This window comes from Arthrobacter sp. 05T423 (assembly GCF_056396245.1).
Map to the genome: position 1 here is coordinate 24,278 of NZ_JBFTLC010000019.1, position 22,663 is coordinate 46,940.

Annotated in this window: 21 protein-coding genes and 1 riboswitch; of the genes, 16 read left to right on the forward strand and 5 right to left on the reverse strand. The window is 68.6% G+C overall.

What is annotated here, in order from left to right:
• Positions 1 to 38: 38 nt before the first annotated feature.
• From AC1DFE_RS14595 to AC1DFE_RS14620, 6 genes are all read left to right on the forward strand, one after another.
• Positions 39 to 1,139: a hypothetical protein gene (locus tag AC1DFE_RS14595; RefSeq protein ID WP_476906593.1), complete on the forward strand. Its 1,101-nt coding sequence runs from the start codon at positions 39 to 41 to the stop codon at positions 1,137 to 1,139.
• Position 1,140: 1 nt separating this feature from the next.
• On the forward strand, positions 1,141 to 3,261 hold the full coding sequence (locus tag AC1DFE_RS14600; protein ID WP_476906594.1) for a glycosyltransferase: 2,121 nt from the start codon (positions 1,141 to 1,143) through the stop codon (positions 3,259 to 3,261).
• Entirely contained in the window at positions 3,258 to 5,246 is a 1,989-nt protein-coding gene (locus tag AC1DFE_RS14605) for a hypothetical protein (RefSeq protein ID WP_476906595.1), read from the forward strand. The genes AC1DFE_RS14600 and AC1DFE_RS14605 overlap by 4 nt, the downstream gene beginning before the upstream one ends.
• The gene (locus tag AC1DFE_RS14610) at positions 5,236 to 5,649 is read left to right on the forward strand and encodes a hypothetical protein (protein WP_476906596.1); all 414 of its coding nucleotides are present in this window, start codon (positions 5,236 to 5,238) and stop codon (positions 5,647 to 5,649) included. Before AC1DFE_RS14605 ends, AC1DFE_RS14610 begins: the two co-directional genes overlap by 11 nt.
• 250 nt (positions 5,650 to 5,899) lie before the next feature.
• Positions 5,900 to 6,637, forward strand: coding sequence for a hypothetical protein (locus AC1DFE_RS14615; protein WP_476906597.1), 738 nt, complete (start codon positions 5,900 to 5,902; stop codon positions 6,635 to 6,637).
• A gap of 109 nt (positions 6,638 to 6,746) precedes the next feature.
• On the forward strand, positions 6,747 to 7,622 hold the full coding sequence (locus AC1DFE_RS14620; RefSeq protein ID WP_476906598.1) for a DUF4031 domain-containing protein: 876 nt from the start codon (positions 6,747 to 6,749) through the stop codon (positions 7,620 to 7,622).
• Here AC1DFE_RS14620 and AC1DFE_RS14625 read toward each other — a convergent pair.
• The 3 genes from AC1DFE_RS14625 to AC1DFE_RS14635 are packed head-to-tail and all read right to left on the reverse strand — an operon-like array spanning position 7,613 to position 9,886.
• A complete protein-coding gene (locus AC1DFE_RS14625) occupies positions 7,613 to 8,014 on the reverse strand; it encodes a YccF domain-containing protein (RefSeq protein WP_476906599.1) in 402 nt (133 codons plus the stop codon). The two genes, AC1DFE_RS14620 and AC1DFE_RS14625, sit on opposite strands and share 10 nt — an antisense overlap.
• 52 nt (positions 8,015 to 8,066) lie before the next feature.
• Positions 8,067 to 9,236 carry an MFS transporter gene (locus tag AC1DFE_RS14630; protein ID WP_476906600.1) on the reverse strand — a complete coding sequence of 390 codons (1,170 nt, stop codon included), beginning with the start codon at positions 9,234 to 9,236 and terminating at the stop codon, positions 8,067 to 8,069.
• Between the two features lie 53 nt (positions 9,237 to 9,289).
• Positions 9,290 to 9,886 (reverse strand): phosphoribosylanthranilate isomerase, encoded by a 597-nt coding sequence (locus AC1DFE_RS14635; RefSeq protein WP_476906601.1) that lies wholly within the window; start codon positions 9,884 to 9,886, stop codon positions 9,290 to 9,292.
• 104 nt (positions 9,887 to 9,990) lie between these two features.
• On the opposite strand from AC1DFE_RS14635, the gene AC1DFE_RS14640 reads away from it, so the two are divergent.
• From AC1DFE_RS14640 to AC1DFE_RS14655, 4 genes are all read left to right on the forward strand, one after another.
• Positions 9,991 to 10,623 (forward strand): HutD/Ves family protein, encoded by a 633-nt coding sequence (locus AC1DFE_RS14640; RefSeq protein ID WP_476906602.1) that lies wholly within the window; start codon positions 9,991 to 9,993, stop codon positions 10,621 to 10,623.
• A 70-nt stretch (positions 10,624 to 10,693) separates the two neighbouring features.
• Positions 10,694 to 10,762, forward strand: a riboswitch (guanidine-III (ykkC-III) riboswitch).
• A 9-nt stretch (positions 10,763 to 10,771) separates the two neighbouring features.
• On the forward strand, positions 10,772 to 11,095 hold the full coding sequence (locus tag AC1DFE_RS14645; protein ID WP_476906603.1) for a DMT family transporter: 324 nt from the start codon (positions 10,772 to 10,774) through the stop codon (positions 11,093 to 11,095).
• The gene (locus AC1DFE_RS14650) at positions 11,095 to 11,484 is read left to right on the forward strand and encodes a DMT family transporter (protein WP_476906645.1); all 390 of its coding nucleotides are present in this window, start codon (positions 11,095 to 11,097) and stop codon (positions 11,482 to 11,484) included. Before AC1DFE_RS14645 ends, AC1DFE_RS14650 begins: the two co-directional genes overlap by 1 nt.
• 27 nt (positions 11,485 to 11,511) lie before the next feature.
• The gene (locus AC1DFE_RS14655; protein ID WP_476906604.1) at positions 11,512 to 12,162 is read left to right on the forward strand and encodes an MBL fold metallo-hydrolase; all 651 of its coding nucleotides are present in this window, start codon (positions 11,512 to 11,514) and stop codon (positions 12,160 to 12,162) included.
• Between the two features lie 80 nt (positions 12,163 to 12,242).
• Here the strand turns inward: AC1DFE_RS14655 and AC1DFE_RS14660 are convergent, their stop codons facing one another.
• A complete protein-coding gene (locus AC1DFE_RS14660; RefSeq protein ID WP_476906605.1) occupies positions 12,243 to 14,096 on the reverse strand; it encodes a DEAD/DEAH box helicase in 1,854 nt (617 codons plus the stop codon).
• A gap of 711 nt (positions 14,097 to 14,807) precedes the next feature.
• On the opposite strand from AC1DFE_RS14660, the gene cycA reads away from it, so the two are divergent.
• The 6 genes from cycA to AC1DFE_RS14690 all read left to right on the forward strand — a co-directional run bounded on the left by cycA (position 14,808) and on the right by AC1DFE_RS14690 (position 21,155).
• Entirely contained in the window at positions 14,808 to 16,298 is a 1,491-nt protein-coding gene (cycA, locus tag AC1DFE_RS14665; RefSeq protein ID WP_476906606.1) for a D-serine/D-alanine/glycine transporter, read from the forward strand.
• Between the two features lie 202 nt (positions 16,299 to 16,500).
• Complete coding sequence (locus AC1DFE_RS14670) at positions 16,501 to 16,848, forward strand: molybdopterin oxidoreductase (protein ID WP_476906607.1); 348 nt, start codon at positions 16,501 to 16,503, stop codon at positions 16,846 to 16,848.
• Positions 16,848 to 19,361, forward strand: coding sequence for a nitrite reductase large subunit NirB (nirB, locus tag AC1DFE_RS14675; RefSeq protein WP_476906608.1), 2,514 nt, complete (start codon positions 16,848 to 16,850; stop codon positions 19,359 to 19,361). Before AC1DFE_RS14670 ends, nirB begins: the two co-directional genes overlap by 1 nt.
• Positions 19,358 to 19,672, forward strand: a complete 315-nt coding sequence (locus AC1DFE_RS14680; RefSeq protein WP_476906609.1) for a Rieske (2Fe-2S) protein — start codon at positions 19,358 to 19,360, stop codon at positions 19,670 to 19,672. Before nirB ends, AC1DFE_RS14680 begins: the two co-directional genes overlap by 4 nt.
• A gap of 43 nt (positions 19,673 to 19,715) precedes the next feature.
• Positions 19,716 to 20,417, forward strand: coding sequence for an SAM-dependent methyltransferase (locus tag AC1DFE_RS14685; protein WP_476906610.1), 702 nt, complete (start codon positions 19,716 to 19,718; stop codon positions 20,415 to 20,417).
• Between the two features lie 141 nt (positions 20,418 to 20,558).
• Positions 20,559 to 21,155 (forward strand): dihydrofolate reductase family protein, encoded by a 597-nt coding sequence (locus AC1DFE_RS14690; protein WP_476906611.1) that lies wholly within the window; start codon positions 20,559 to 20,561, stop codon positions 21,153 to 21,155.
• 92 nt (positions 21,156 to 21,247) lie between these two features.
• Here AC1DFE_RS14690 and AC1DFE_RS14695 read toward each other — a convergent pair whose 3' ends face one another.
• On the reverse strand, positions 21,248 to 22,663 hold the full coding sequence (locus AC1DFE_RS14695; protein WP_476906612.1) for an MFS transporter: 1,416 nt from the start codon (positions 22,661 to 22,663) through the stop codon (positions 21,248 to 21,250).

Genomic DNA, 22,663 nt, shown 5'->3' on the forward strand with positions numbered 1-22,663 from the left:
TTTGCCCGAATCATCGAGACCGCTGGAGGGCCCGAAGCATGAGTCAGTCCGAAGAAGACGTCCTGAGGGACGCTATCCCGTCCGCCGGAACCAGCTTCGACGTCCACGGCCTCGTGGGCATCGACGTGGCCCCCGGCACTCCCGGCGAAGCGCAGCTGCGCGACATGCTGGCACCGTTCCTGGGCCCTTCAAGGGCACCGCTCCGGCTGCACGTCAGCGCGGAAACGGCGGAGCTGGCGGAACAGTCCCACGCCGAGGACGCCTACCGGTTCACGCCGGAGTCGCTCTACATCCCGGCGGACCGCGTCCAGGTCCAGGAAACCCGCGACGGTTACTCTGTCCAGGGCCGCGGCGAGCTGCTGACCGCCGTCATCCCCCTGCTGGACCGGCTGTGCATCCGGGAGAACGCCGCAATGATCCACGCGGCGGTGGTCGACTTCCGGGGCTCGGGAGTCCTCCTCCCCGCCTGGGGCGGTGTGGGCAAGACCAGTACGGTCGCCAAACTTGTGGCCATGCCCGGCGTGCGCTTCATGGCCGATGACTGGGCGTTCCTGGATGCCGACGGCATGCTCATGGGCTACGCGAAGCCGATGTTCCTCAAACCGCACCACCGCAGGATCTACCCCGACGTGTTCAGCGGCGCCCGCAAGCCACTGGCCCCGGGCTGGCTCACGAATACGGTGGCCCACCTCGCCACGGCCGTGCATCCGGTGATCGTCCGCTATCCGAAGACCGCTTCCTTCACGCGCCGCTGGTCCCCGGAGCACCGCATGGTCCATCCGGAGCTCGTTTTCGGGCAGGACGGCATCTCATCGGCGGCACTCACCCGGCTGGCGATTTTCCTCGAACGCTACGACGGCTCCGAAGCCCGGCTGGAAACGCGCAGCCGGGAATGGATGACCTCCCGCATCGTGGGGAACTTCCATTCGGAGCTCCCGGTGGTGTCACGTCGGCTGATCGAGGCCCTCGGCGCCACAGGCCTGGTTCCGCTCGAGGAGTTCTTCAGCCAGAAGGCAGCCGTGGTCCGGCGGGCCCTGGACGACGTGCCCTGCTCCCTGCTCCGGATTCCCGCCTCCTGGTCTGCCGACCGGACCTCGGACTACGTTGCCGGCCTGATCGCCTCCAAGCTGGAGGAGTGACATGGGCGCGCACGTGAGCGACCTTGAAGTGTCAGTTGTGGTTCCCGCGCGGAATGCCGCCCGCTGGCTGGGCGAGTGCCTGGAATCCATCCGCGCCGAAAAACCGCGGGAGATCATCGTGGTGGACGGCTGCTCCACGGACAACACGGTGGAGATCGCACGGTCCATGGGCGCCCGCGTCATCTCGGACGAGGGCCGTGGGCTGCCCGCGGCGAGGATGCTCGGCGTCGAGAACGCCTGCTCCGACCTCGTGGCGCTGATCGACGCCGACGTCGTCCTTCCGAAGGGCGCCCTGGGCGGACTCCTCGACGAGTTCAAGGCCTGCGGCTACGACGGCCTGCAGTTCGGCCTGGTCAGCGAGGCGGACGGCCCCGGATACTGGGGCGCGGCCCTGGCCTGGCACCACGTCCACAGCCGCGTCCGCAGCTGGTTCGGCGTGTGCGCCACCCTGATGCGCAGGAAAGTCCTGCTGTCCGTGGCATTCGATGACACCTTCCGCTCCGGCGAGGACATCGAGCTTAGAATCAGGCTGGAAGAGGCCGGCTACCGGCTTGGTGTCTCCAGCACCACGGCGGTGCGGCACCGGTTCATGGACTCCTTCGATGCGGCCCGCGACCAGTGGCTGCAGGACGGCGCAGGCCTGGCCCGCACCGTCCGCAAGCACCCCGGCCGCGCCGGCTGGCTTGTGGTGCTGCCCCTGCTGGCCACCATCCGCGGTGTGGGCCTGTCGCTGCTGCATGCGCCGCGTTTCCTGGCGTACTGGGTCTGCTTCCTGGTGTACAACTACAGGTCGATGTTGGGCGAGCTCCTGCGTCCGCCCGGCACCGGGCTCTCGGTGGGCGGGAATGCCGCCTGGCTGACCGCCGCACGGGTCGCCCCGATGGCCACCGGGTTCCTGTTCTGGGCGATGGCGGCAATCATGCTGCCGCCCGCGCAGCTCGGCATGGGTTCCGCCGTGGTGGCCGCGGCGCTCCTCACAGTGCAGCTTGGGATGCTGGGGGTCGGCCCCGCCACGCTCACGCTGCTCCCGGAACAGTCCGACGGCGGCCGCCGGCTGGTTGCCAGCAGCCTCCTCACCGTCGGGGCCGCCACAGTCGTTGTGTCCGGTGCAGTGGCAGCGGTGACTTACGGGCTGCGGTCCGGTGTGGGCCTGGCCTGGAACGATCCCGTCATGACGGGGATGTTTGCCGCGACGGCCCTGTTCGCCGCGGCCGCGTACCAGCTGGATCACGTGGGCGTTGCACAGGAACGTTCCGACCGTGCCCTGGTCAGGAGCCTTGCGCAGAGCCTGGTGCAGCTGGCAGTCCTGGCTTTTGCCCTCGCCACCGGAGTCCGTGAAATGGCAGTGGTGGTCGGGGCGGTGGCCGCCGGTGCCTTGGCCAGCGTGGTCCTCGGGCTCCGCCAGCTCAAACGCGCCGGAGTGTCGCCGGACTGGAAGCACGGGTTGCGCCTCGGACCGGCCCTGCGTCTGCTGAAGCCGGGCCTGCCGAACCATGCGCTGATGCTCGCAGACCGCGCCCCCGGCTACCTCCTGCCGCTGATCGTGGCGGCCACCCTCGGGCCGGCCTCAACAGCGTCCTGGTACATGGTGTGGATGATGGCGTCAGCGGTCTTCTTTGTTCCCCAGTCCGCCGGGTTCTCGCTGCAGACGGCACTGGCCGGCGGCAGGTCACGGCCCGGGCTGGTCTCCTCCGCGCTCAAGGCCAGCCTCGGCCTCACGCTGGCGGCTGGTCTGATGCTGCTGGTAGCCGGCCCCCTCCTTCTTGGTTTCCTGGGTCCGGACTACGCCGTGGGCGCCATCCTGCTTCCCGTCCTGGTGCCGGCCCTGCTTCTGGGCTGCGTGACCCAGGTCTACTTCGGCCTGTGCCGGGCGCAGGGCCGCCTCGCCGAGGCCACGGCGGTGGCTGTGGCCGCTGCCGTCCTCGTCGTGGCCCCGGCCGCCTTCACCGCGCAACAGTTCGGCCTCACCGGCGTCTCAGTCCTCTGGTCCGCCGCCCAGGCCGCCGCAGCCCTGCTGGCCGTCTGGCGCCTCAGGATGCTGACCCCCGCCATGCCCGCCGCTGAACCGGTCCAGGTTGCATCAGCGGTCTTCAACCAGCCGACCGGAATCGAGAAGCCATGACACCCGAACACACTTCCACAGCGCCGGCGGCCCCACCGCCGCCGGCACCGTCACCCGCCCATGCGCCGCACCGGCATGCCGAGCCAAAACACGGCGACGCTAAGCACAGCGGCGGCCACCATGAAGCCAAGCACGGCGAGCACTCCGAAACCAAGCACAGCGGTGCCAGACACGGCGGGACTGAACCACCCGCCGTCGTCCATCACGGCCCCAACCAGCCGTGGAAACTGGTGGCACTGGCCGCGTTGGCAGCCGCGGCACTGGCCCTCGGGATCTGGAGCCTGCTGAGCGTTGACCCCGCACGGATCGGCGGGACGGGGCTCGTGGAGGCCGTGCCGCCAACCTTCTTCGTTGCGATCTTCCTCAGCCTGGCCGGGTTCGTGGCAACCCTTAACCTACGCCGGCATGCACCAGTACTGCTGGGCACGCAGGTCCTGGTGCTGGTGGTGATCCTGCACTCCGCCGATCCCATCATCCACGGCCTGCCACGGCTGGAAGCCAGCTACCGGCACCTGGGTATCGCCGACTACATTGCCCAGCACGGCCAGCTGGACACGAACCTCGACGCCTACTTCAACTGGCCCGGGTTCTTTGACGTCCTGAGCCTGCTGTCCGGCGCCACCGGCGTTCGGGACCTGATGGTCCTCGCCACGTGGGCACCGCTGGGAATGAACCTGCTGCTGCTGGCGCCGCTCCTGGCCCTGGCCCGGCGGCTGACCTCGCAACCGCGTCAGGCGTGGGCCGGCGTCTGGCTCTTCTACCTGACCAGCTGGGTGGGGCAGGACTACCTCGCCCCGCAGGCTTACGCCTTCCTGCTCCTGGTCACGATGCTTGCCTGCCTTCTGAGCGCGTTCAGCGGCTGGGCCTGGCCTACGGGCAGCAACCGGTTCACGAGGTTCCTGGCCCGGAGCGTGACCCGGCTCGATCCCACCGTTCCGCACCAGGGCATGGCCAGCCCGCCGCCCGCGGACGCGTCAATCCTGCTGGTGGTCAGCGTCGGACTCCTCGTGGCCATGACCGCCTCCCACCAGCTCACGCCGTTCGCGGCCATCCCGATCCTGGCCGTGTTCCTCCTGAGCGGCCGGCTCCGGGTGCCGTCCCTGCCGATCCTGGCTGCCGTGCTGGCTTTCGGGTGGCTGGTTTTCGTGGCAAGGGACTTCTTTGATGGCCACCTGACCCAGCTGTTCGGATCGTTCGGCGACGTCGAGGCCCACACCCTCGGCGCGGTGTCACAGCGGGTTGCCGGCAGCGATCCCCATGTGCTGGTGGTCTACGTGCGGCTGGCGGAAGTTGCACTGGTGTGGCTCCTCGCCGCCGCCGGGGCCTTCCTGGCGCACCGGCGGCGGGCCGCCTGGCTGACTGCCGCTCTGGGGGCGCTGGCGCCGCTTCTTCTGATTCCCGGCCAGGCATATGGCGGGGAGCTGCTGCTGCGGCTGTACCTCTTTAGCCTGCCGTTCGCCGCCTGCCTCGCCGCGCTGACGCTGATGCCGGACCGCCGCGGAGGACCCGGATGGCGCCGCGCACTGGCCCTGCTGGCGATGGGTTCCGTACTGGCCTCCGCCACGGTGGTGACCCGGTACGGCAATGACAGCATGGAGAAGTTCACGCCGGACGAAGTCGCGCTGGTCAACCAGCTCTATGCGACGGCCCCTGAAGGATCGATCCTCATCGAAGCGGTCCGCAACACTCCCTGGAAGTTCCAGAAGTACGCCGAGTACGACTACCGCGCGCTCCTGGCAGCCCAGCCGAAGCCCGGCGCGGGACCGCTGACCTGCGATACCACCAACAGGATCGCCCAGCAGTCCGGCGCCTATCTGATCATCACCACCAGCCAAAAGCAGGCGGCAAGCCTTCTGGACACGACGCCCGCGGGCGATCTTGACCGCTTCATTGCAACCTGCGGCAGTTCGCGGGGCTGGTCCAAGCTGTTCGAGAACGCCGGCGGCGTGGTCTACCACATTCAAGGAGCAGGCAATGGCAATTGATCGTAAACACATCGCATGGGTGGTGGCCGCCGTTGCCGTCGCCGCGGTGCCGCTGTCGTTTTTCGGTCCGGGGGGACTGCGGATGGTGGTCATCGGCCTCCTGATGCTCGCCGGACCGGGAACGGCTCTGGTGCTCTACATCCGGCTCGGCTCGGCTGACCCCGACGACGCCGGCGCGGACGGGGCCGGCGCCCACCGCACGGCCGCGCAGAGCACCCTTCCGCTGGCCATATCCATCGCCGTGGCCTCGAGCCTGGCCCTCTCCACGATCGTGTCGACGGCCATGGTCTTTGCCCAGATGTGGGCACCGCCGGCCGCGGTGGTGGTGCTGTCGCTGGTCACCCTGCTCCTGCTGGTCCTCGGAGCCAAGAGGTCCCGGGTAGTCATGGCGGGTGCGTCATGATCGTCTTTTTGGCTGGTTTTGCCACCGTCGTGGCAGTGGTCACGTGTGATGCCTTGCGCATAGTTCGGCCGGATGCCCCCCTGCCGAAAGCTGCGGTGTACACCGCAGCGGCTCTCCTTTCCGTAATCTGCGTTTCGCTTGTGACCAGGCTCATCCAACTGCTGTGACGGCGTTTCGCTCCTGGCGCGGCCCGGGACCGGCACCCTGTGCCGGTGACCTCCGAACCGAAAATGATAGTGAGGACTACCAAATGAGCAAGCTGAAAAAACTGGGCACCCTTGGCACCATCGGTGTCCTGATGACAGGCGGGCTGATCCTCGGCTCGTCGCCCGCCAACGCTGTGACCTGCAGCAACTCCACAGTCAAACCAACAAACTCGCTGACCGGCACCACGGTGGCCGCCACGGGGTTCGAGTCGGCGGCCTTCACGCCGTTCGTCCCCTCGACGGCGACCACCGGGGCCGCGACTATCAGCACGTCGCAGCACCGGACGGGCACCTGCTCGGCGAAGCTGCACGTGACCAACGACTCCGGCTCCGTGGCTCTGATGTCCGTCCCGCTGGGTTCCACCGCCGTCAAGACGGCCAACGCCGACGGCTGGTTCAACATCACGACGGCGGGGCTCACCGGCAACGATGTCCCCTACCTGCGGTTCTTCTCAAACGGCCTGCGGATCGCAGACATCTACCGCTACAACAGCAACGGCCAACTGTGGCTTCGCGTCACATCACCCAACGGCACCTTCTCCTACACCAAGCTGAAGTCCTCCAGCATCCCGCTGAGCACCTGGCACCGCGCCCAGATGGAGGTCACGGCCAACGGCAGCGCCTCCACCATCAAGGTGTGGTTTGACGGAGCACTTGAGTTCTCCAGCAGCGCGGTGAGCCTCGGGGTCTCAAGCCTGACGCACGTGCAGCTTGGGGCGGAGCATTCCCGCCAGATGGGCGACGAATACATCGACGACGTCATCGTGAAGAAGACGCCGTAGTGAAGAAGACGCCGTAGGCACAGCGGGTTCGCCCTTCACGGCACGGCAGGCGTTGGCGGTAGTACGCCTGCCGTGCCGTGCTGTGCGGGCCCGGACTAGACTCTCCCCCATGGTCGTTTACCTCGATCCGCCGCTTTGGCCTGCCCACGAGACGCTGTTTTCGCACCTGATTTCGGACACCTCGCTGGCGGAACTGCACGCCTTCGCCGCCGCGGCGGGCGTCCCGGAGCGGGCCTTCGACGGCGACCATTACGACGTGCCGCAGCGGCGCTATGACGATCTGGTGGCCGCCGGCGCCATTCCCGTAGAGGCACGGGTCCTTGTCCGGAAACTCATTGCCAGCGGACTCCGGATTCCGGCCCGCAGCCGCACCAAGTCCCTCAAGACTCCCCTGCTCACCCGGTGGAACATGGTGATGCCCGGCCACGACGCCCTGTTCCTGGACCTGCTGGACCGCTGGAGCGAGAGCCACCGCCGGTATCACGGCTGCACCCACCTGCTCGCCGTGCTGGAGGCCCTGGACCTGCTTACCGGACCCGCCAGGCCGCCGCGCACCGTGGTGCTGGCCGCCTGGTTCCATGACGCCGTCTACCGCGGCGTGGCGGGCCAGGACGAGGAGGAATCTGCCCGGCTCGCGGAAGTCCGGCTCTGCCAGGCCGGCCTCCCGGCCGCCGACGTCGATGAGGTGGCGCGGCTGGTCCGGCTCACCTCCGATCACCGGCCAGAGGCAGGGGACGACGACGGCGCCCTCCTCTGCGACGCCGATCTGTCCGTTCTGGGCGGTGAACCGGAGCCTTATGCCCGGTATGTGGCTGCCGTCCGGGAAGACTACGCGCACATCGGCGACGACGACTTCGCGGCCGGACGGGCCGCCGTCGTCCGCCAGCTGCTGGCTTTGGACCCGCTCTTCCACACCGAGCGTGCCCGCCGCCTCTGGCTGGACGCTGCCCGCCGGAACCTGCAGGGCGAACTCAATCAGCGGTAGGCGGTGATGAACGGCCGGTCGGTGGGCACGATCTGCTTGCCGAGCGGCATCAGGGAAACGGGGATCAGCTTCAGGTTGGCGATGGCCAGCGGGATGCCGATGATGGTGAGGGCCATGGCCACAGCCGTGACCACGTGGCCGATCGCGATCCAGATGCCGGCCACCAGCAGCCAGATCACGTTGCCAAGCAGCGAGAACACACCGTTGCCGCCCGGCTTTTCCACCACCATCCGCCCGAACGGCCACAGCGTGTAGGACGCGATCCGGAAGGACGCGATGCCCCAGGGGATGGTCACGATCAGCAGGCAGCAGATGACGCCGGCGGCGAAGTAACCCAGCGCCAGCCAGAAGCCGCCGAAAACCAGCCAGATGATGTTCAGGATTGTCTTCATCCGTCCATTCTGCCGGTCCGGGGACCAGAACTGCCTCGGGACCTGCCCTGATTTAACCCTGAACCTTCACGCGTGGGCCCAGCCGCGGGACCCCGGCAGCCGCGACCAGCAGCGCCAGGAGCCCCAGGCCCAGCGGGAGCGAGGCGGCTGTTGCGACGGCCCCAACCAGCAGCGGAGCGCCGGCGTCCCCGAGTTCGCGTCCCAGTTCGGCCGAGCCCATGGTCCGCCCCATCCTCTCCTTCGGCGTGCTGTCCGCCAAATGCGCAAAGCCCAGCGGCGTGGCCGCGCCAACGCCGGCGCCGATCACGGCCGCGGCGACAAAGATGGTGGCGGGCGCGGGGGCGGCCGCCACCAGGGCGACTCCGCCGGCGGTGAGCAGCAGCCCCGAGCGCATTCCGCTGGCGTCGCCGATGCGGCGCATGTCGCGCAGCGCGCCGATCCGCGGCTGGACCAGCAGTGAAGCGACGGCCAGGACACTGACGGCAGCGGTGCCGGCCACCGGATCCAGGCCGTGCTGCACGGCCAGCGCAGGAAGGAACCCAATGGCCGCCCCCATGGCCCCCATTGATGCTGCCAGCACCAGGGTGGGCACCAGGAACCTACGTTCGGCAACCTGCCGGGCCACGTCCAGCACCGTGTACCGTTGGCGCGGGAGCGGCGGCAGGTGCGGCACGCCGAGCAGGACCCACAGTGCGGTGGCCGCGGCAAGGACGGAAAGAGCCCCGAACAGCAGCGCGAAGCCACCGGCCGCAATCAGCCCGGCACCGAGCAGCGGGCCGATCACGTATCCAAGGCTTTTCCAGGATCCGTACCTGCCGAAGAAGGTCCCGGCATTCTTCCCTGCCGACAGCCGGGCCACCATTGCCGAGGACGCCGGGGAGAACGCCGAGGCCGCTGCGCCTTGGCCCAGGCGGGCAATGCCCAGCAGGAGCGGATCGGTGGCCCACAGGCCGGTCAGGGAGAGGACGGCAAAGCCGATGAGGCCGCCGACGATGACGGCTTTGGCGCCGATCCGGTCGCTCAGCGCGCCGAACACGGGCTTGAGGAAGACCTCGGAGATGTCGTAGAGGGCCAGCAGGATGCCCAGGTTCAGCAGGGTCAGCCCGATGTTGCCGCTCTGGGCGCCCATTCCGGCGGCGATGCTGTGGGCGCCGAACGCGGTCACGAATCCGGCAGCGTAGAGGGGTGCCGCAGGCGTCCGGGCGCCCGTCGCCTGAGTCACGGGGCTGTCATAGCCGGCGCCACGGGGCAGTCATAGCCGGTGCCACCGGGCAGTCAGCCTTTGGCTGCCGTGACGAACGCCCTGATCTTGGCCAAATCCTTCACTCCCCTGCTTTGTTCGACGCCGGAGGAGACGTCCACGCCCCACGCCCCGGCATCGCTCGCGGCCTGGGACACGTTGGCCGGATCAAGGCCGCCGGCCAGCAGCCACTGCCGTCCCTCCAGTCCTTTGGCTCGGACGGATCCATAGTCCCAAGCCTCGCCGGAACCGGGAACTGCGGCGTCGATGAGGAGCAGCTCCTCTCCCCAGTCGGTAAAGGCGTCCGGAGCGGCGCCCATGGTGACGGCGCGAATCACCTTCATGCCGGCGTCGTGTGCTGTTTTTACGTCGTCCGGCGTGCGGTCCCCGTGGAGCTGGATCCAGTTCAGCCCCGCCGCCCGGGCGATGGCCACGGCGTCGGCGGCCGGTTCGGTACGGAAGACGCCTACGGCCACCACGCCGTCGGGCACTGCCTTCACAAGCTGCGTAACCTGCGCGGGCGACACCACGCGGGGGCTGGCTGTCAGGACAAATCCGACGGCGTCCGCCCCGGCCTCCACGGCCTCCCGGACTGATTCAGGCGTGCTCAGGCCGCAGACTTTGACGAACATTCACGGGCTCCTTGTTGTTGAAAGCGTCGCCCACGACCGCAGCGACCCAGCGCCGACTTTACGCGGGAGGGAGGGCGCGGGCAACGCCCGGACAGGCTGGGCTGATGCAGATTATCCGCTTCGCCGACCTCAAACCCCAACCCTGGCGCAACGGCGGCGGGGTCACCCGCGAACTGGCCAGCCATCGCGGGGATGCTTCGTCTGGGGCCGTTTCGGCTGAGGACACTTCATCACAGGGCGGCGCGTGGGACTGGCGCATCAGCATCGCCGACGTCAGCAGCGCCGGGGAGTACTCCGCGTTCCCGGGCATGGAACGGGTACTGACCGTCGTCGAGGGCGAGCTGCTGCTGCTGGCCGTGGACGGGATTGAGCACCCGCTCGAAAAGTACCGGCCCTTCCGGTTCCCCGGCGGCGCGGCCTCCTCTTCCGCCCTGCCCACGGGGGGTGTCCGCAACCTTAACGTCATCACCCGGGAGGGTGCGTTCAAGGCGTTCACCTCGATCGTGGAGCTTTCCAAGAAGCGGGCCCATCCGGTGTTCGAGGGCCAGTTGGGCATCCTGCTGCAGGGCCAGGCGGCTGTCAGCGATGGGAACGCAGAGGCGGAGAACGCGGGCCAGAACAGCCCACCCGTGCAGCTCGGCCGTTACGACGCGGTGGTGGGCTCGGACAGCCAGACGCCGGAGATCCTGGGCCGCGGGTTCCTGGCCGTGGTGTCCATCGACCCGGTTACGGCCTAGCCGCCACCACCCGGCGGTGAGTTTTGCCACCAACGGTGGCCGCCGCCGTCGGACGTTGCTAGGGTAAAGGCCAAGGTCCCCCTTTCCCCGGGCCTCCGGACGACGGTTCAGTACCCGGTGCGCGACAAGACTGGCCAAAGGATCTGTCATGTCGTGGTTCATCCTCATCTTTTCCGGCGCCCTGGAGGCGGTGTGGGCGGCAGCGTTGCACCGCGCGTCCCAGTCCTCGGGCCGCCGCCGATTCGCCGCCGGCGCCCTCTTCCTCGTCGCGGTCCTGGCCAGCACCGCGGGCCTGGGCATCGCGATGCAGTCCATTCCCACTGGCACCGCCTATGCGGTGTGGGTCGGCGTGGGCGTGGTGCTGACGTCCGCTTACGCGATTGTGGCCAACGTTGAACGGCCGACGGCGGCGCGGCTCCTGCTGCTCGCAGGAATCGCCGCGTGCGTGGTTGGCCTGAAGGTGGTGGCGTGATGCTCGCGAAGCCGGCAACAGCCTGGATCATCCTGCTCACTTCCGCCGTCCTCGAGGCTGTCTGGGCCACGGCACTGGGCCTGTCCGACGGCCTGACCCGCCCGGTGCCTGCCCTGGTTTTCGTGGTGACGGCCGCGCTCAGCATGCAGGGCCTGGGCTTGGCGGTGAGGCACATCCCGCTCGGCACCGCCTACGCCGTCTGGGTGGGGATCGGAGCGGCACTGACGGTCGGCTGGGCGATGGCCACCGGCGTCGAACCCTTCAGTCTCCTCAAGGTCCTGTTCATCGCGGGCATTGTGGGATGCGCGGCCGGGCTCAAGCTGCTGCCGGCGGGCGGAGTTGAGCGTGAGCGGCACCCGGCCAAGCGCGGGGCCGGTTCGCCTTCATAAACCGGGTCTCCTCCCTAGACTGGGCTCATGGAGACGCTCATTCACTCACTTCGGGACATCACCATCCGCCGGATCTCGGTCAGCGAGATGGACAACAACGTGTATCTGCTGACGGCTAAGGAGTCCGGGGCGCAGCTGCTGATCGACGCAGCGGATGACCTGCCGGCGATCCAGGGCCTGCTGGCGGATGCGGCAGGGGATACGTCCGGGTCACCGGCGCTGGCACTGATCGCCACCACGCACCAGCACTGGGACCACGTGCGGGCGCTGCCGGGACTCGTCGAAGCCACCGGGGCCAAGACCGCCGCCGGCACCGACGACGCCCCGGAACTGCCGGTGAAGGTGGATGTGCTGCTGGACCATGGCGATGTGGGGAACTTCGACGGCTTCGACGTCACGGCCGTCCACCTGCGCGGCCACACTCCCGGTTCGGTGGCGCTGGTCTATCAGGATCCGGAGGGGCCAGCCCACATCTTTTCGGGTGATTCCCTGTTCCCGGGCGGCGTGGGCAACACCCAGAATGACCCGGAGCGGTTCAACCAGCTGATTACGGACGTCGCCGAACGGATCTTCGACGTCTACCCGGACGACACCGTGGTGCACCCGGGCCATGGCAAGCCCACCACGCTCGGCGCGGAGCGCCCCCACCTTCAGGAGTGGCGCGCCCGAGGCTGGTGAACGGTACTCTTGCGCTACGCAAAATGCCGGCCGCTGCGGGAATTCCCACAGCGGCCGGCATTTTGCGTAGCGACGGCTAGTTAGCGGCCGCGGCGCTCGTTCGACGCCGGAGCGGACGCGCGGCGCGGGGCCTTCCGGGCCGGACGGCCGTCACCGGAGCGGCCGCTGCCGCCGGCGGAGGAACCGCCCGAGTACGAGCCGCCGGACGTGCCGCCGGTGGTGGAGGACCAGACCGGACCGTTGCCGCCGGTCTTGCTGCCGGCAGCTGCCCGCTGCCCGGTAGCGGGACGTCCGCTCCGCTGGCCGCCGGTGGCCGGGCGACCGGTGCCGCCACGGGGGGCCTCACTGCGGGTGAAGCGGGATTCGGAACGTCCGTCCGAACCGCGGCCGGCCGATGAGCGGCCACCAGCCGCAGGAACGTCGTTGCGGTGCGTGGACGCAGTGCCACGGCCACGTGCGTTGCGGCGGGCTGCAGCTGCCGCAGTGGCGCGGTCCTCGTTCTGCTCGACTACGCGGTCTGCGGCGTCGCGGGCAGCAGCGCGGCCCTCGTAGGCAGCGGCACGGCGTTCGGCGCGGGGCATGTCCGTGCGCGGAGCCTCAGCGGAAATCCGCCCGCGGCCGCCGCGGCCGCCCCGGCCGCCGGCCGTGGGTGATGCCTGGCGGCGGGCGCGCTTGCGCTCGGCGTTGGCGCCGGTGGACTGGCCGGCACCCTGCTGCGGAGCTTTCGCCGCGAGAAGTGCCGCACGGGTCCGGGGGTCAACCTTGTCGGCGATCGCGCCCACCAGTTCGGCAACGATCGGCGAGCTTGCGGTGACCCGCTCAAAGCTGACCTCGACGCCGGCAGCCTTCATGAGCTTCTTGACGTCCGTCTGCTGCTCGGGCAGGGTCAGCGTGACCACGGTGCCGTCGGAACCGGCACGGGCGGTGCGGCCGGAGCGGTGCAGGTACGCCTTGTGCTCGGTGGGCGGGTCGACGTGGATGACCAGTTCGACGTCGTCCACGTGGACGCCGCGGGCCGCGACGTCGGTGGCCACCAGGACGCGGACGTCACCGGTGGAGAACTCGGCAAGGTTACGGTCGCGGGCGTTCTGCGACAGGTTTCCGTGCAGGTCGACGGCGGGGATCCCGGCGTCGGTCAGGGTCTTAGCCAGCTTGCGGGCGTGGTGCTTGGTCCGCATGAACAGCACGCGGCGCCCGGCACCGGAGGCCAGTTCAACGATCAGCTGCTTCTTGACGGTCTGGTCGTTGACCACCAGCACGTGGTGCTCCATGGTGGTCACCGCCGCCTGGGGATCGTCCACGGAGTGGGTCAGCGGGTTGGACAGGTAGCGCTGGACGATCTTGTCCACGCCGTTGTCCAGCGTGGCGGAGAACAGAAGCCGCTGGCCCTGGCTCGGGGTCATGTCCATGAGCTTCTTTACCACGGGCAGGAAGCCGAGGTCGGCCATGTGGTCGGCCTCGTCCAGCACCGTCACCTCGACGGCCTCAAGGGTCAGGATGCGCTGGCGGATGAGGTCCTCTAGCCGGCCCGGGCAGGCGATGACGATGTCGACGCCGGCACGCAGGGCCTTCTCCTGGCGCGCCTGGGAGATGCCGCCGTAAATCACGGTGGTGTTCAGGCCCATGGCCTTGGCCAGCGGTTCGATCGTGGCGTTGATCTGGGTGGCCAGTTCACGGGTGGGTGCCAGGACCAGGCCCATGGGGCGGCCGGGCTTGCGGAAGTGCTTGGCTTCGCGCTCGGCGAGGCGGGCCACCAGCGGGATCGCGAAGGCGATGGTTTTACCGGAGCCGGTGCGGCCGCGGCCCAGGACGTCGCGGCCGGCCAGGGTGTCCGGCAGCGTCTTGACCTGGATGGGGAACGGGGATTCGATGCCCTGGGCGGTCAGGATTTCGGTGAGTGCCTTGGGCGTGCCGAGGGCAGCAAAAGTAGTCATATGCGTTTATCAGGGTCTTTCAGGCGGTATCCAGCGGATATCGGCCCCCGACGCCGGTTGGCTCAGGGGGTCGCCGAAGAAATGTCAGGTGGTCAACCGGGCTGCTGCCAGTGTTCAAACAGCGGCCGCCGGGACCAATAGCGTTCATCGACGCAGGATGTGCCTCTCACATGAAAAAAGCCCACCAGAAGCGGGCATCACTGCACATCAAGTCCCACCAGTCTACCATCCGGCCACGCGGGACCCTCCCCGGGGCCCTTTTGGCCCCGTCTTTGCCCCTTCCCCGCCTCCTTCCCGCCTCCACAGGGGCGGGGAAGGAGGCGGCCGGTTGCCCGTCCGTGAGATAGCCCAATGGCAGCGTGATGCAGCTCACGGCCAACAACGGACGACACTTGGGGCTGGCATGCTGGACATATGTCGAAGACTATTGCGGCGTTCCGCTCCCGCTGCGAATTTCCTGCGGGGCGGCCCTGAATCCCGGCCTATCAGCGGGAATGCGCTTTTCCGCCTCGGCACTCCGCCTGAGCGCGGGCCTCCCGTCTGCCTCTGCTCCGCGGCCCGGGCATTCGATGCGGCTGCCCGGCAGCCCGCCGCGGCTCGTAGTCTTAACACCATCCCAACTGTTAGTTCCGTCACATTTTCGGCGGACCGACGCGGCCGGCACGGCAAGTTCCCGCACGTGCCGGCACCTGTGACAAGGAAGAAGACTTGATGTCTGAACGCACCACCAGTATTTCCGTTCAACCGTCCACAGAACCTGCTGAACCCGGCCAGGGCAGGGAAGCGCATCTCTCCCGCGGGCTGGGAAACCGCCACATCCAGCTCCTGGCCATCGGCGGTGCCATCGGCACCGGACTGTTCATGGGTTCCGGCAAGACGATCTCCCTCGCCGGCCCGTCCGTCATCTTCGTGTACATGATCATCGGCTTCATGCTGTTCTTCGTCATGCGCGCCATGGGCGAGATCCTGCTTTCAAACCTGAACTACAAGTCCTTCAGCGACTTCGCCGGCGACATCCTCGGTCCCTGGGCAGGCTTCTTCACCGGCTGGTCGTACTGGTTCTTCTGGGTGGTGACAGGCGTGGCGGACATCGTGGCAATCGCCGGTTACGTGGACAAGCTCGCCCCCGGCACGCCCCTGTGGATTCCGGCACTGATCACGCCCGTGGTGCTGATCCTGCTCAACCTTCCCAGCGTCAAGGCCTTCGGTGAAGCGGAATTCTGGTTCGCCATCATCAAGGTGGTCGCGATCCTCGCGCTGATCGCCACCGGCGTGGTCATGATCGCCACCAACTTCACCTCGCCGAACGGCGCCGTGGCTAACCTGGCCAACATGTGGAACGACGGCGGCATGTTCCCGCACGGCCTGTTCGGCTTCATCCTCGGCTTCCAGATCGCCATCTTCGCCTTCGCCGGCATCGAACTCGTAGGCACCGCGGCTGCCGAGACCAAGGACCCGGAAAAGAACCTTCCCCGGGCCATTAACTCGATCCCGATCCGTGTCCTGCTCTTCTACGTGGGCGCGCTGGTGGTCATCATGGCCGTCAACCCATGGCGCAGCATCGACCCGGCCAGCAGCCCGTTCATCGGCATGTTCACCCTGGCCGGACTGGGCATTGCCGCCGTCGTGATCAACCTCGTGGTCCTCACGTCAGCTGCTTCCAGCGCCAACTCCGGCATCTACTCCACCTCGCGCATGGTCTACGGCCTCGCGCAGGACGGCAACGCGCCGAAGGCCTTCGGCAAGCTCAGCGTCCGCAAGGTTCCGCAGAACGCGCTCCTGTTCTCCTGCATCTTCCTGCTGGCCGGCCTGGTCCTGCTCTACGCGGGCGACTCCGTGATCGGTGCCTTCACCATCGTCACCTCAGTGGCATCGGTGCTGACCATGTTCGTTTGGTCGATGATCCTCATCAGCTACATCGTGTTCCGTCGCCGGCGGCCGGAACTCCACGAGGCATCCGCCTTCAAGATGCCCGGTTCGGCCTTCATGCCGTACGTGGTCCTGGCCTTCTTCGTGTTCATGCTCGTGGCCCTGGCCCAGGCCGAGGACACCCGCCTTGCGCTGGTGGTTGCCCCGGTCTGGTTCCTGCTGCTGGGCGCCGCCTGGTACTTCAACCGCCAGACGCCGCTGCAGCAGGCCCGGATCGAGGAGTGGAAGGCCGAGGGCACCAGCGTCTCCGCTCCCACGGCGGCCAACTCCTAATTCCGCACGAAAAACGCCGCGCCGCGGGGCACCCAGGTGACCCGCGGCGCGGCTTTTCCATGCCCTGGCCGACGGACGGTGAGGAAGGTGTTATGCGGAAATTACACAGGCAGTCGGGCAATGTAACACGTGCAGCGAAGGATGGACTCATGCCGGGCTGATGCCAGCGACCGCAGCGTTCCTCCGCCGAAAGGATCTGACCGTGATCTTGAAGAACATCTTCCTTCAGGGCATCTTCCCGTTCGACGGTGCGGGGCTCGAAAAGGCCGTGCCCATCCACAGCCAGCTCTCCCATTTCGTCCCGGACGGCGTCATCAACCAGACCCTCTATTTCCGCGGCGGCAACTCCTCCGAGGAACTGATCACGGTGGTCCTGATGCGCGACGGCGTGCCCATGCGGTACTTCCCGATTGCGGCCAGGGGCGACGTCCACGTCCCGCTCCGCGTCGTGGAAGACATCGACGGCGGCTCGCTGATCGAGCTGAGGTTGCTGGCGGCCACGGGGGTCAGTGGATCCGTCGTGGTCGACATGGGCATGGTGGAGCACTGATGACCGCCCTGGCCAGCCGCACTGGGCGGAGCACGCCGGGTGACACCCGGCGCCGGCTCGTGGTGATCGGCAACGGGATGGCAGGCGCCCGCGCCGTCGAGGAAATCCTGGCCCGCGGCGGCGCTGTCCAGTACAGGGTCACCATGTTCGGCGACGAGCCCTACGGCAACTACAACCGGATCATGCTCAGCCATGTCCTCTCCGGCGACGAGGACGCCGGCGGAATTTTCCTGAATTCGCTGGACTGGTACCGGGAGAACGGCATCACGCTGCATGCGGGGGTCCGGGTCGAAAAAATCGATCGTTTCGCCAAGCTGGTGTTCTCCGACGACGGCCGGGCGACGCCGTACGACGTCCTGATCATTGCCACCGGCAGCCGCTCGTTCATGCCCGCCGTCGAGGGCCTGCACACGCCGGGCGGACGGCTGCTGCCCGGCGTGTTCGCTTTCCGGACCATCGATGACACCCAGGGCATGGTGTCGTACGCCCAGCAGGACCACCACCGCGGCGCCGTTGTGATCGGCGGCGGACTGCTGGGGCTGGAAGCCGCACGCGGCCTGCAAAGCCACGGTGTCGGCGTCGACGTCGTCCATTCCGGCGGGCACCTGATGAACGCACAAATGGGCCCCGACGGCGGCGCGGTCCTGCGCCGCAGCGTCGAGGCGCTCGGCATCAGGGTCCACACGAGCAGCCGGACCACTGCCATCCTGGGCGGCGACAAGGTGCGCGGCGTCCAGCTGCGGGACCAGCCGGAGATCGAATGCGACCTGGTGGTGGTGGCCGCCGGAATCCGCCCCAATGTGGAGGTGGCGGTGACCAGCGGCCTGCCGGTGGAGCGGGCCATCGTGGTGGACGACCACATGCGCGTCCCCGATGAGGACGAGATCTACGCCGTCGGCGAGTGCGTCCAGCACCGCGGCGAGGTGTACGGGCTGGTGGCACCGCTGTGGGAGCAGGCCGCTGTGCTGGCCGACCACGTCACCGGGGCAGATCCTTCCTCTGTCTACCTGGGATCCCGCACCGCCACGAAACTCAAGGTGGCCGGCGTCGACGTCGCTTCCATGGGGCTGCAGGCCCCGGAACGCGACACCGACGAGCACGTGGTGTTTTCCGAGCCCAGCAGGGGCGTGTTCAAGTCCATCGTGATCCGCGACAGCAAGATCGTGGGCGCAACGCTGCTCGGGGACAGCCGCAAGGTGGCCTACCTGACGCAGGCATTCGACCGCGGGCTGCTGCTGCCGGACGAACGGGTCTCGCTGCTCTTCGATCTGGGCGGGCCCGGCGAGGAAGCCGGTGTGGCCGAACTCGACGGCGATGCCCAGGTCTGCAACTGCAACGGCGTCAGCAAGCAGGCGATCACGGACACCGTGAGGGGCGGCTGCACCACGTTCTCCGGCGTCATGGACGCCACCCGGGCCGGCAAGGGCTGCGGCTCCTGCAAGCTGCTGGTCCGGCAGGTGGCGGAATGGGCCGCCGACGGCGCCGTGGCGGAGGATCCTGCGGCCGCCTACTATGTTCCCGGCGTGCCGCTGGAGAAGGCGGCGCTGATGACGGCGGTCCGGGAGCAGGGCCTGCGGTCCGTTTCTGCCGTGTTCGCGGCGCTGGCTCCGGGCGGCGCCGAGGACGCGAAATCCAAGATGGGGCTGGCGTCCCTGCTGAAGATGATGTGGGCGGGTGAGTACATCGACGAGCGCGATGCGCGGTTCGTCAACGACCGCGTCCACGCCAACATCCAGCGCGATGGCACCTTCTCCGTGGTGCCGCAAATGAAGGGCGGAGTAACCTCGCCGGAGCAGCTCCGCCGGATCGCCGACGTCGCGGACAAATACAACATCCCCATGGTGAAGCTGACAGGCGGGCAGCGGATCGACCTGCTGGGTGTTCCCAAGGAGGACCTGCCGAAGGTCTGGGCGGACCTGGACATGCCGTCGGGCTACGCGTACGGCAAGAGCTTCCGGACCGTCAAAACCTGCGTCGGGCAGGAGTTCTGCCGCTTCGGCACGGGTGATTCCACCAAGCTGGGCATCCAGATCGAGTCGCGGTTCCAGGGCATCGAGTCACCGGCGAAACTGAAGCTCGCGGTATCCGGCTGCCCGCGGAACTGCGCCGAATCGCTCGTCAAGGACGTGGGGGTGGTGGCGGTCGACGGCGGACGCTGGGAAATCTATGTCGGCGGTGCCGCCGGTGCCCACATCCGGAAGGGGGACCTGCTGGCCACCGTGGACGATCCCGCGACCGTGACGCTGCTGGCCGGCCGGTTCATGCAGTACTACCGGGAACACGCCAACTGGCTTGAACGCACGTACTCCTTCGTGCCGCGCGTCGGGATTGAGCACCTCCGGGCCGTCATCGTGGATGACGCCGAGGGGATCGCCGCCGGGCTGGACGAGGCGATGCAGCGGTCCGTCGACAGCTACGCCGACCCTTGGGCCGAGCGCGACGACCCCCTCACCCCCGGCCAGTTCCGCACGTCGCTCCCACTCGAGGTGCTCCCCCGGGTGCCGGTCCGATGAGCGCCGGGCTGCATGTTCTCGGCCCCGTGGACCAGATCCCGGTGGGCGAGGGGCGCGCGTACGGGGTAGCCGGCGAACAGATCGCGGTGTTCCGCCTCCGGGACGGTTCCTTCCGCGCGGTGTCCGCCGTGTGCCCGCACAAAGGCGGCCCCATCGCCGACGGCACCATCGACCGCGTCGTGGTGATCTGCCCGCTGCACCAGCATGCTTTTGAGCTGGAGACAGGCTGCTCCACCACCGGAGCCGGCCCCTTGCGGAGCTATCCGGTGTTCGCCGACAACTCGCAAAACGTGGTCGTCCGGCTCCCCTGACTTGCCCTAGTTGGACCCTCGATTCTGTGGCAGGGTAATCCCCATGGACCACGAAGGGCACGACGGCGCCGCGCGCCATTGGGACGATTTGTACCGGAGCAGGCCGCGCGTGTGGAGCGGCAGGCCCAACCCGCAACTGGTGGCCGAGGCAGCCGGACTGGAGCCCGGCACAGCCCTGGACCTGGGCTGCGGCGAGGGTGCGGATGCCCTGTGGCTCGCAGAGCAGGGCTGGACGGTGACAGCGGTGGACGTCTCCGCCGTCGCGCTTGAACGGGCCGAGCAGCATGCCGCGGCCTCCGGCGCAGGGAACCGCATCACGTGGCTGCAGCGCGACCTTGACGCGTGGGCGCCGGAGGAGCAGTTCGACCTCGTCTCCGCCCAGTTCCTCCATTCCACCGAGGCCCCATGGCAGCGGCCGCACCGGGTGGCTGCGGATGCGGTGCGGCCGGGCGGGACGCTGCTGGTCGTCGGCCACCATCCGGACGGCCTGCCGCCCTGGCGGAGCCTCTCGGACGAGGACAGCCACGCCGAGGAACAAAGCCACTCGCACGGTGGCGACGGCCACGCAAATTCCGGGATGTTCTTCACCGCGGAGCAGGCCGCGGCCGAGCTCGGCATCACGCCGCCCGGGTGGCACGTGGACGTCGCGGCCAGCCGGGAGCGCCAGGCCACCGGCCCGGACGGCCAGTCGGCCACGCTCGCCGACGCCGTCCTGCGCGCCACCCGCCTGCACCCACCCACCTAGAACCACCTCCCACCAATCCGGAGTTTTTGTCCAGATATCGTCCGCTAAACGCCCCCTAACCCGCGGTATATGGACAAAAACTCCAGCCCGGAGGATCAGCGCGGACGCCGGTTGAGACACGGCCGCTTGAGAGGAGCACGGATGGCCAGGTTGGTCGCCGAGATGACGATGTCCCTGGACGGCTTCATCGCCCTCCCGGACGACTCCGTCAACGGCTTGTTCGACTGGTACAGCAACGGCCCGGTGGAGGTCCCCACCGCCAGACCGGACATGACCTGGCACGTGACCGAGGCCAGCGCCATGCACCTGCGCAGCACCATGTCCACGGCCGGCGCCATGCTCGTGGGCCGCCGCATTTTCGACCTGACTGACGGCTGGGGCGGCCGGCACCCCGTCGACTGCCCCATCGTTGTGCTCAGCCATTCCGTCCCCGACGGCTGGCCCCGCGACGGCGTCCCGTACACCTTCATCACCACCGGGTTCGCGGATGCGGTGCGGGCCGCCACCACGCTGGCCGGGGACAAGGACGTGGCCCTGGCCGGGCCGGACATCATCAGGCAGGCGATCGACGCCGGACTCGTGGAAGAGATCCGCGTGAACCTCGCACCGTGGATCCTCGGCCACGGCATCCGGTTTTTCGACAACCTCGCGGCGGCCCCGGTGAAGCTCGAGCAGACCGCGGTGATCCAGGGGGACGCCGTGACCCACCTGCACTACAAGGTGCTCCCCCGCATCTGACCCTTCCCCATGGAGTTTTTGTCCACGTATCGCGACTTCGAGGCGGTTTAGGTCGCGATACGTGGACAAAAACTCCACCGGCGGGACAGAGTCTAGTGGGTGACGCGGGGGGCTATGGTGACCGCGGCTGCGGCGATCACCGCAGTCAGCACGAAGACGCCGGCGAAGGAGGCCGCCGTCGTCGTAAACGCCGTGAACACGATGCCCGTGGCGGCGAGCGAGAGGGCACCGCCGAGGGAATCGGAAATGGACATCGCGGAGCTGTTGAAGCCCTCGGTGTCCGGCGTGGAAAGCGCCAGCGTCATCACGCTCAGCCGCGGATACATCAGGCCCATGCCGCCGCCGGCCAGCACCCAGCCCGCAACCGCGACGGCGGCCGGCCAGCCCAGCGCCGTCGTTCCCAGCGCCAGGGCGATCGCCAGCAGCACCATCAGCGAGCCGATCCGCACGGCGGCCCGGCTGCCCAGCCTCCCGCCCAGACGGCTCTGCACGCCCGACGCCGCCGCCCACGAGAGGGCTCCGCCGGTCAGGGTGAGGCCGGCGAAGGTGGGCGAGAAGTCATAGCGCTCCACCAGCAGGTACGGCAGGTAGACCTCGGCCCCGAAGAAGCCGGCCGCAACCAGTCCGCGGACCAGGATCACGCTGGGCAGGCCCCGCCGGGCCGTGAGGGTTCCGGGCGGCACCAGCGGCTTCACGGCCAGCAGTGCAATCACGACGGCGGCCCCCGCCAGGAGCGGTCCGGCCACCGGAAGCTTTGAGGACAGGTTCAGGCCCAGCACCGCCAGCGCGGCCAGCGCCGCCCAGGCGAGCCGGCCCAGCGCCCAGGGGGCCGGGGCGCCCGCCGCAGCTTGCCCGTTCGCGTTGCCGCTCCCGTTCGCGTTGCCGTTCCCGCTCGCGTTGCCGGACCGGACGCCCCGCAGGGCAGGAAACAGCATCGCCAAGGCGGGCAGCACCAGCACGACGACGCCGAGGAACACCCAGTGCCAGCTGGCCAGCTGCGCCACAAGCCCGGCCGCGAACGGCCCCACGAGGGACGGAATGACCCAGGCGGCGGAGAAGGCCGCGAAAATCTTGGGGTGCAGGACCGCGGGATAGACCCTGGCCACCACCACGTACAGCGCCACCGTCATCGCGCCGCCGCCCAGCCCCTGCACCAGCCGGCCCGCCACGACGGCCCACATGGTGCCGGCCGTACCGGCAACCAGCAGTCCGAGCGCGAAGACCGCCACGGAGGCGAACAGCGGGCCGACGGGCCCGCGCCGGTCGGACCAGTTCCCCGCGCCCACCATGCCGATCACGCCGGTGGCCAGCGGGCCGGCGAAGGCGAGCGCGTACAGGCCGGCCCCGCCAAGCTCCCGGCTCACGACGGGCATGACGGTGGTGACGGCAAGGGACTCGAACGCCGCCAGAAACACCAGGGCACAGGCGCCCACCGTCACCAGAAGGTAGGGCCGCTGCAGGATTCCCGCACCGGGCGGGGCGGACACGGGCGGGGCAGATTCGTGCAT

Bases quoted from the DNA above. Each gene is read 5' to 3' on its own strand.
- AC1DFE_RS14640 (WP_476906602.1), top strand. From the start codon at position 9,991: ATGCAGATTATCCGCTTCGCCGACCTCAAACCCCAACCCTGGCGCAAC.
- AC1DFE_RS14595 (WP_476906593.1), top strand. From the start codon at position 39: ATGAGTCAGTCCGAAGAAGACGTCCTGAGGGACGCTATCCCGTCCGCC.
- AC1DFE_RS14650 (WP_476906645.1), top strand. From the start codon at position 11,095: ATGCTCGCGAAGCCGGCAACAGCCTGGATCATCCTGCTCACTTCCGCC.
- AC1DFE_RS14685 (WP_476906610.1), top strand. From the start codon at position 19,716: ATGGACCACGAAGGGCACGACGGCGCCGCGCGCCATTGGGACGATTTG.
- AC1DFE_RS14610 (WP_476906596.1), top strand. From the start codon at position 5,236: ATGGCAATTGATCGTAAACACATCGCATGGGTGGTGGCCGCCGTTGCC.
- AC1DFE_RS14600 (WP_476906594.1), top strand. From the start codon at position 1,141: ATGGGCGCGCACGTGAGCGACCTTGAAGTGTCAGTTGTGGTTCCCGCG.
- AC1DFE_RS14615 (WP_476906597.1), top strand. From the start codon at position 5,900: ATGAGCAAGCTGAAAAAACTGGGCACCCTTGGCACCATCGGTGTCCTG.
- AC1DFE_RS14625 (WP_476906599.1), bottom strand. From the start codon at position 8,014: ATGAAGACAATCCTGAACATCATCTGGCTGGTTTTCGGCGGCTTCTGG.
- AC1DFE_RS14695 (WP_476906612.1), bottom strand. From the start codon at position 22,663: ATGCACGAATCTGCCCCGCCCGTGTCCGCCCCGCCCGGTGCGGGAATC.
- cycA (WP_476906606.1), top strand. From the start codon at position 14,808: ATGTCTGAACGCACCACCAGTATTTCCGTTCAACCGTCCACAGAACCT.
- AC1DFE_RS14620 (WP_476906598.1), top strand. From the start codon at position 6,747: ATGGTCGTTTACCTCGATCCGCCGCTTTGGCCTGCCCACGAGACGCTG.
- AC1DFE_RS14690 (WP_476906611.1), top strand. From the start codon at position 20,559: ATGGCCAGGTTGGTCGCCGAGATGACGATGTCCCTGGACGGCTTCATC.
- AC1DFE_RS14635 (WP_476906601.1), bottom strand. From the start codon at position 9,886: ATGTTCGTCAAAGTCTGCGGCCTGAGCACGCCTGAATCAGTCCGGGAG.
- AC1DFE_RS14680 (WP_476906609.1), top strand. From the start codon at position 19,358: ATGAGCGCCGGGCTGCATGTTCTCGGCCCCGTGGACCAGATCCCGGTG.
- AC1DFE_RS14660 (WP_476906605.1), bottom strand. From the start codon at position 14,096: ATGACTACTTTTGCTGCCCTCGGCACGCCCAAGGCACTCACCGAAATC.
- nirB (WP_476906608.1), top strand. From the start codon at position 16,848: ATGACCGCCCTGGCCAGCCGCACTGGGCGGAGCACGCCGGGTGACACC.
- AC1DFE_RS14655 (WP_476906604.1), top strand. From the start codon at position 11,512: ATGGAGACGCTCATTCACTCACTTCGGGACATCACCATCCGCCGGATC.
- AC1DFE_RS14605 (WP_476906595.1), top strand. From the start codon at position 3,258: ATGACACCCGAACACACTTCCACAGCGCCGGCGGCCCCACCGCCGCCG.
- AC1DFE_RS14645 (WP_476906603.1), top strand. From the start codon at position 10,772: ATGTCGTGGTTCATCCTCATCTTTTCCGGCGCCCTGGAGGCGGTGTGG.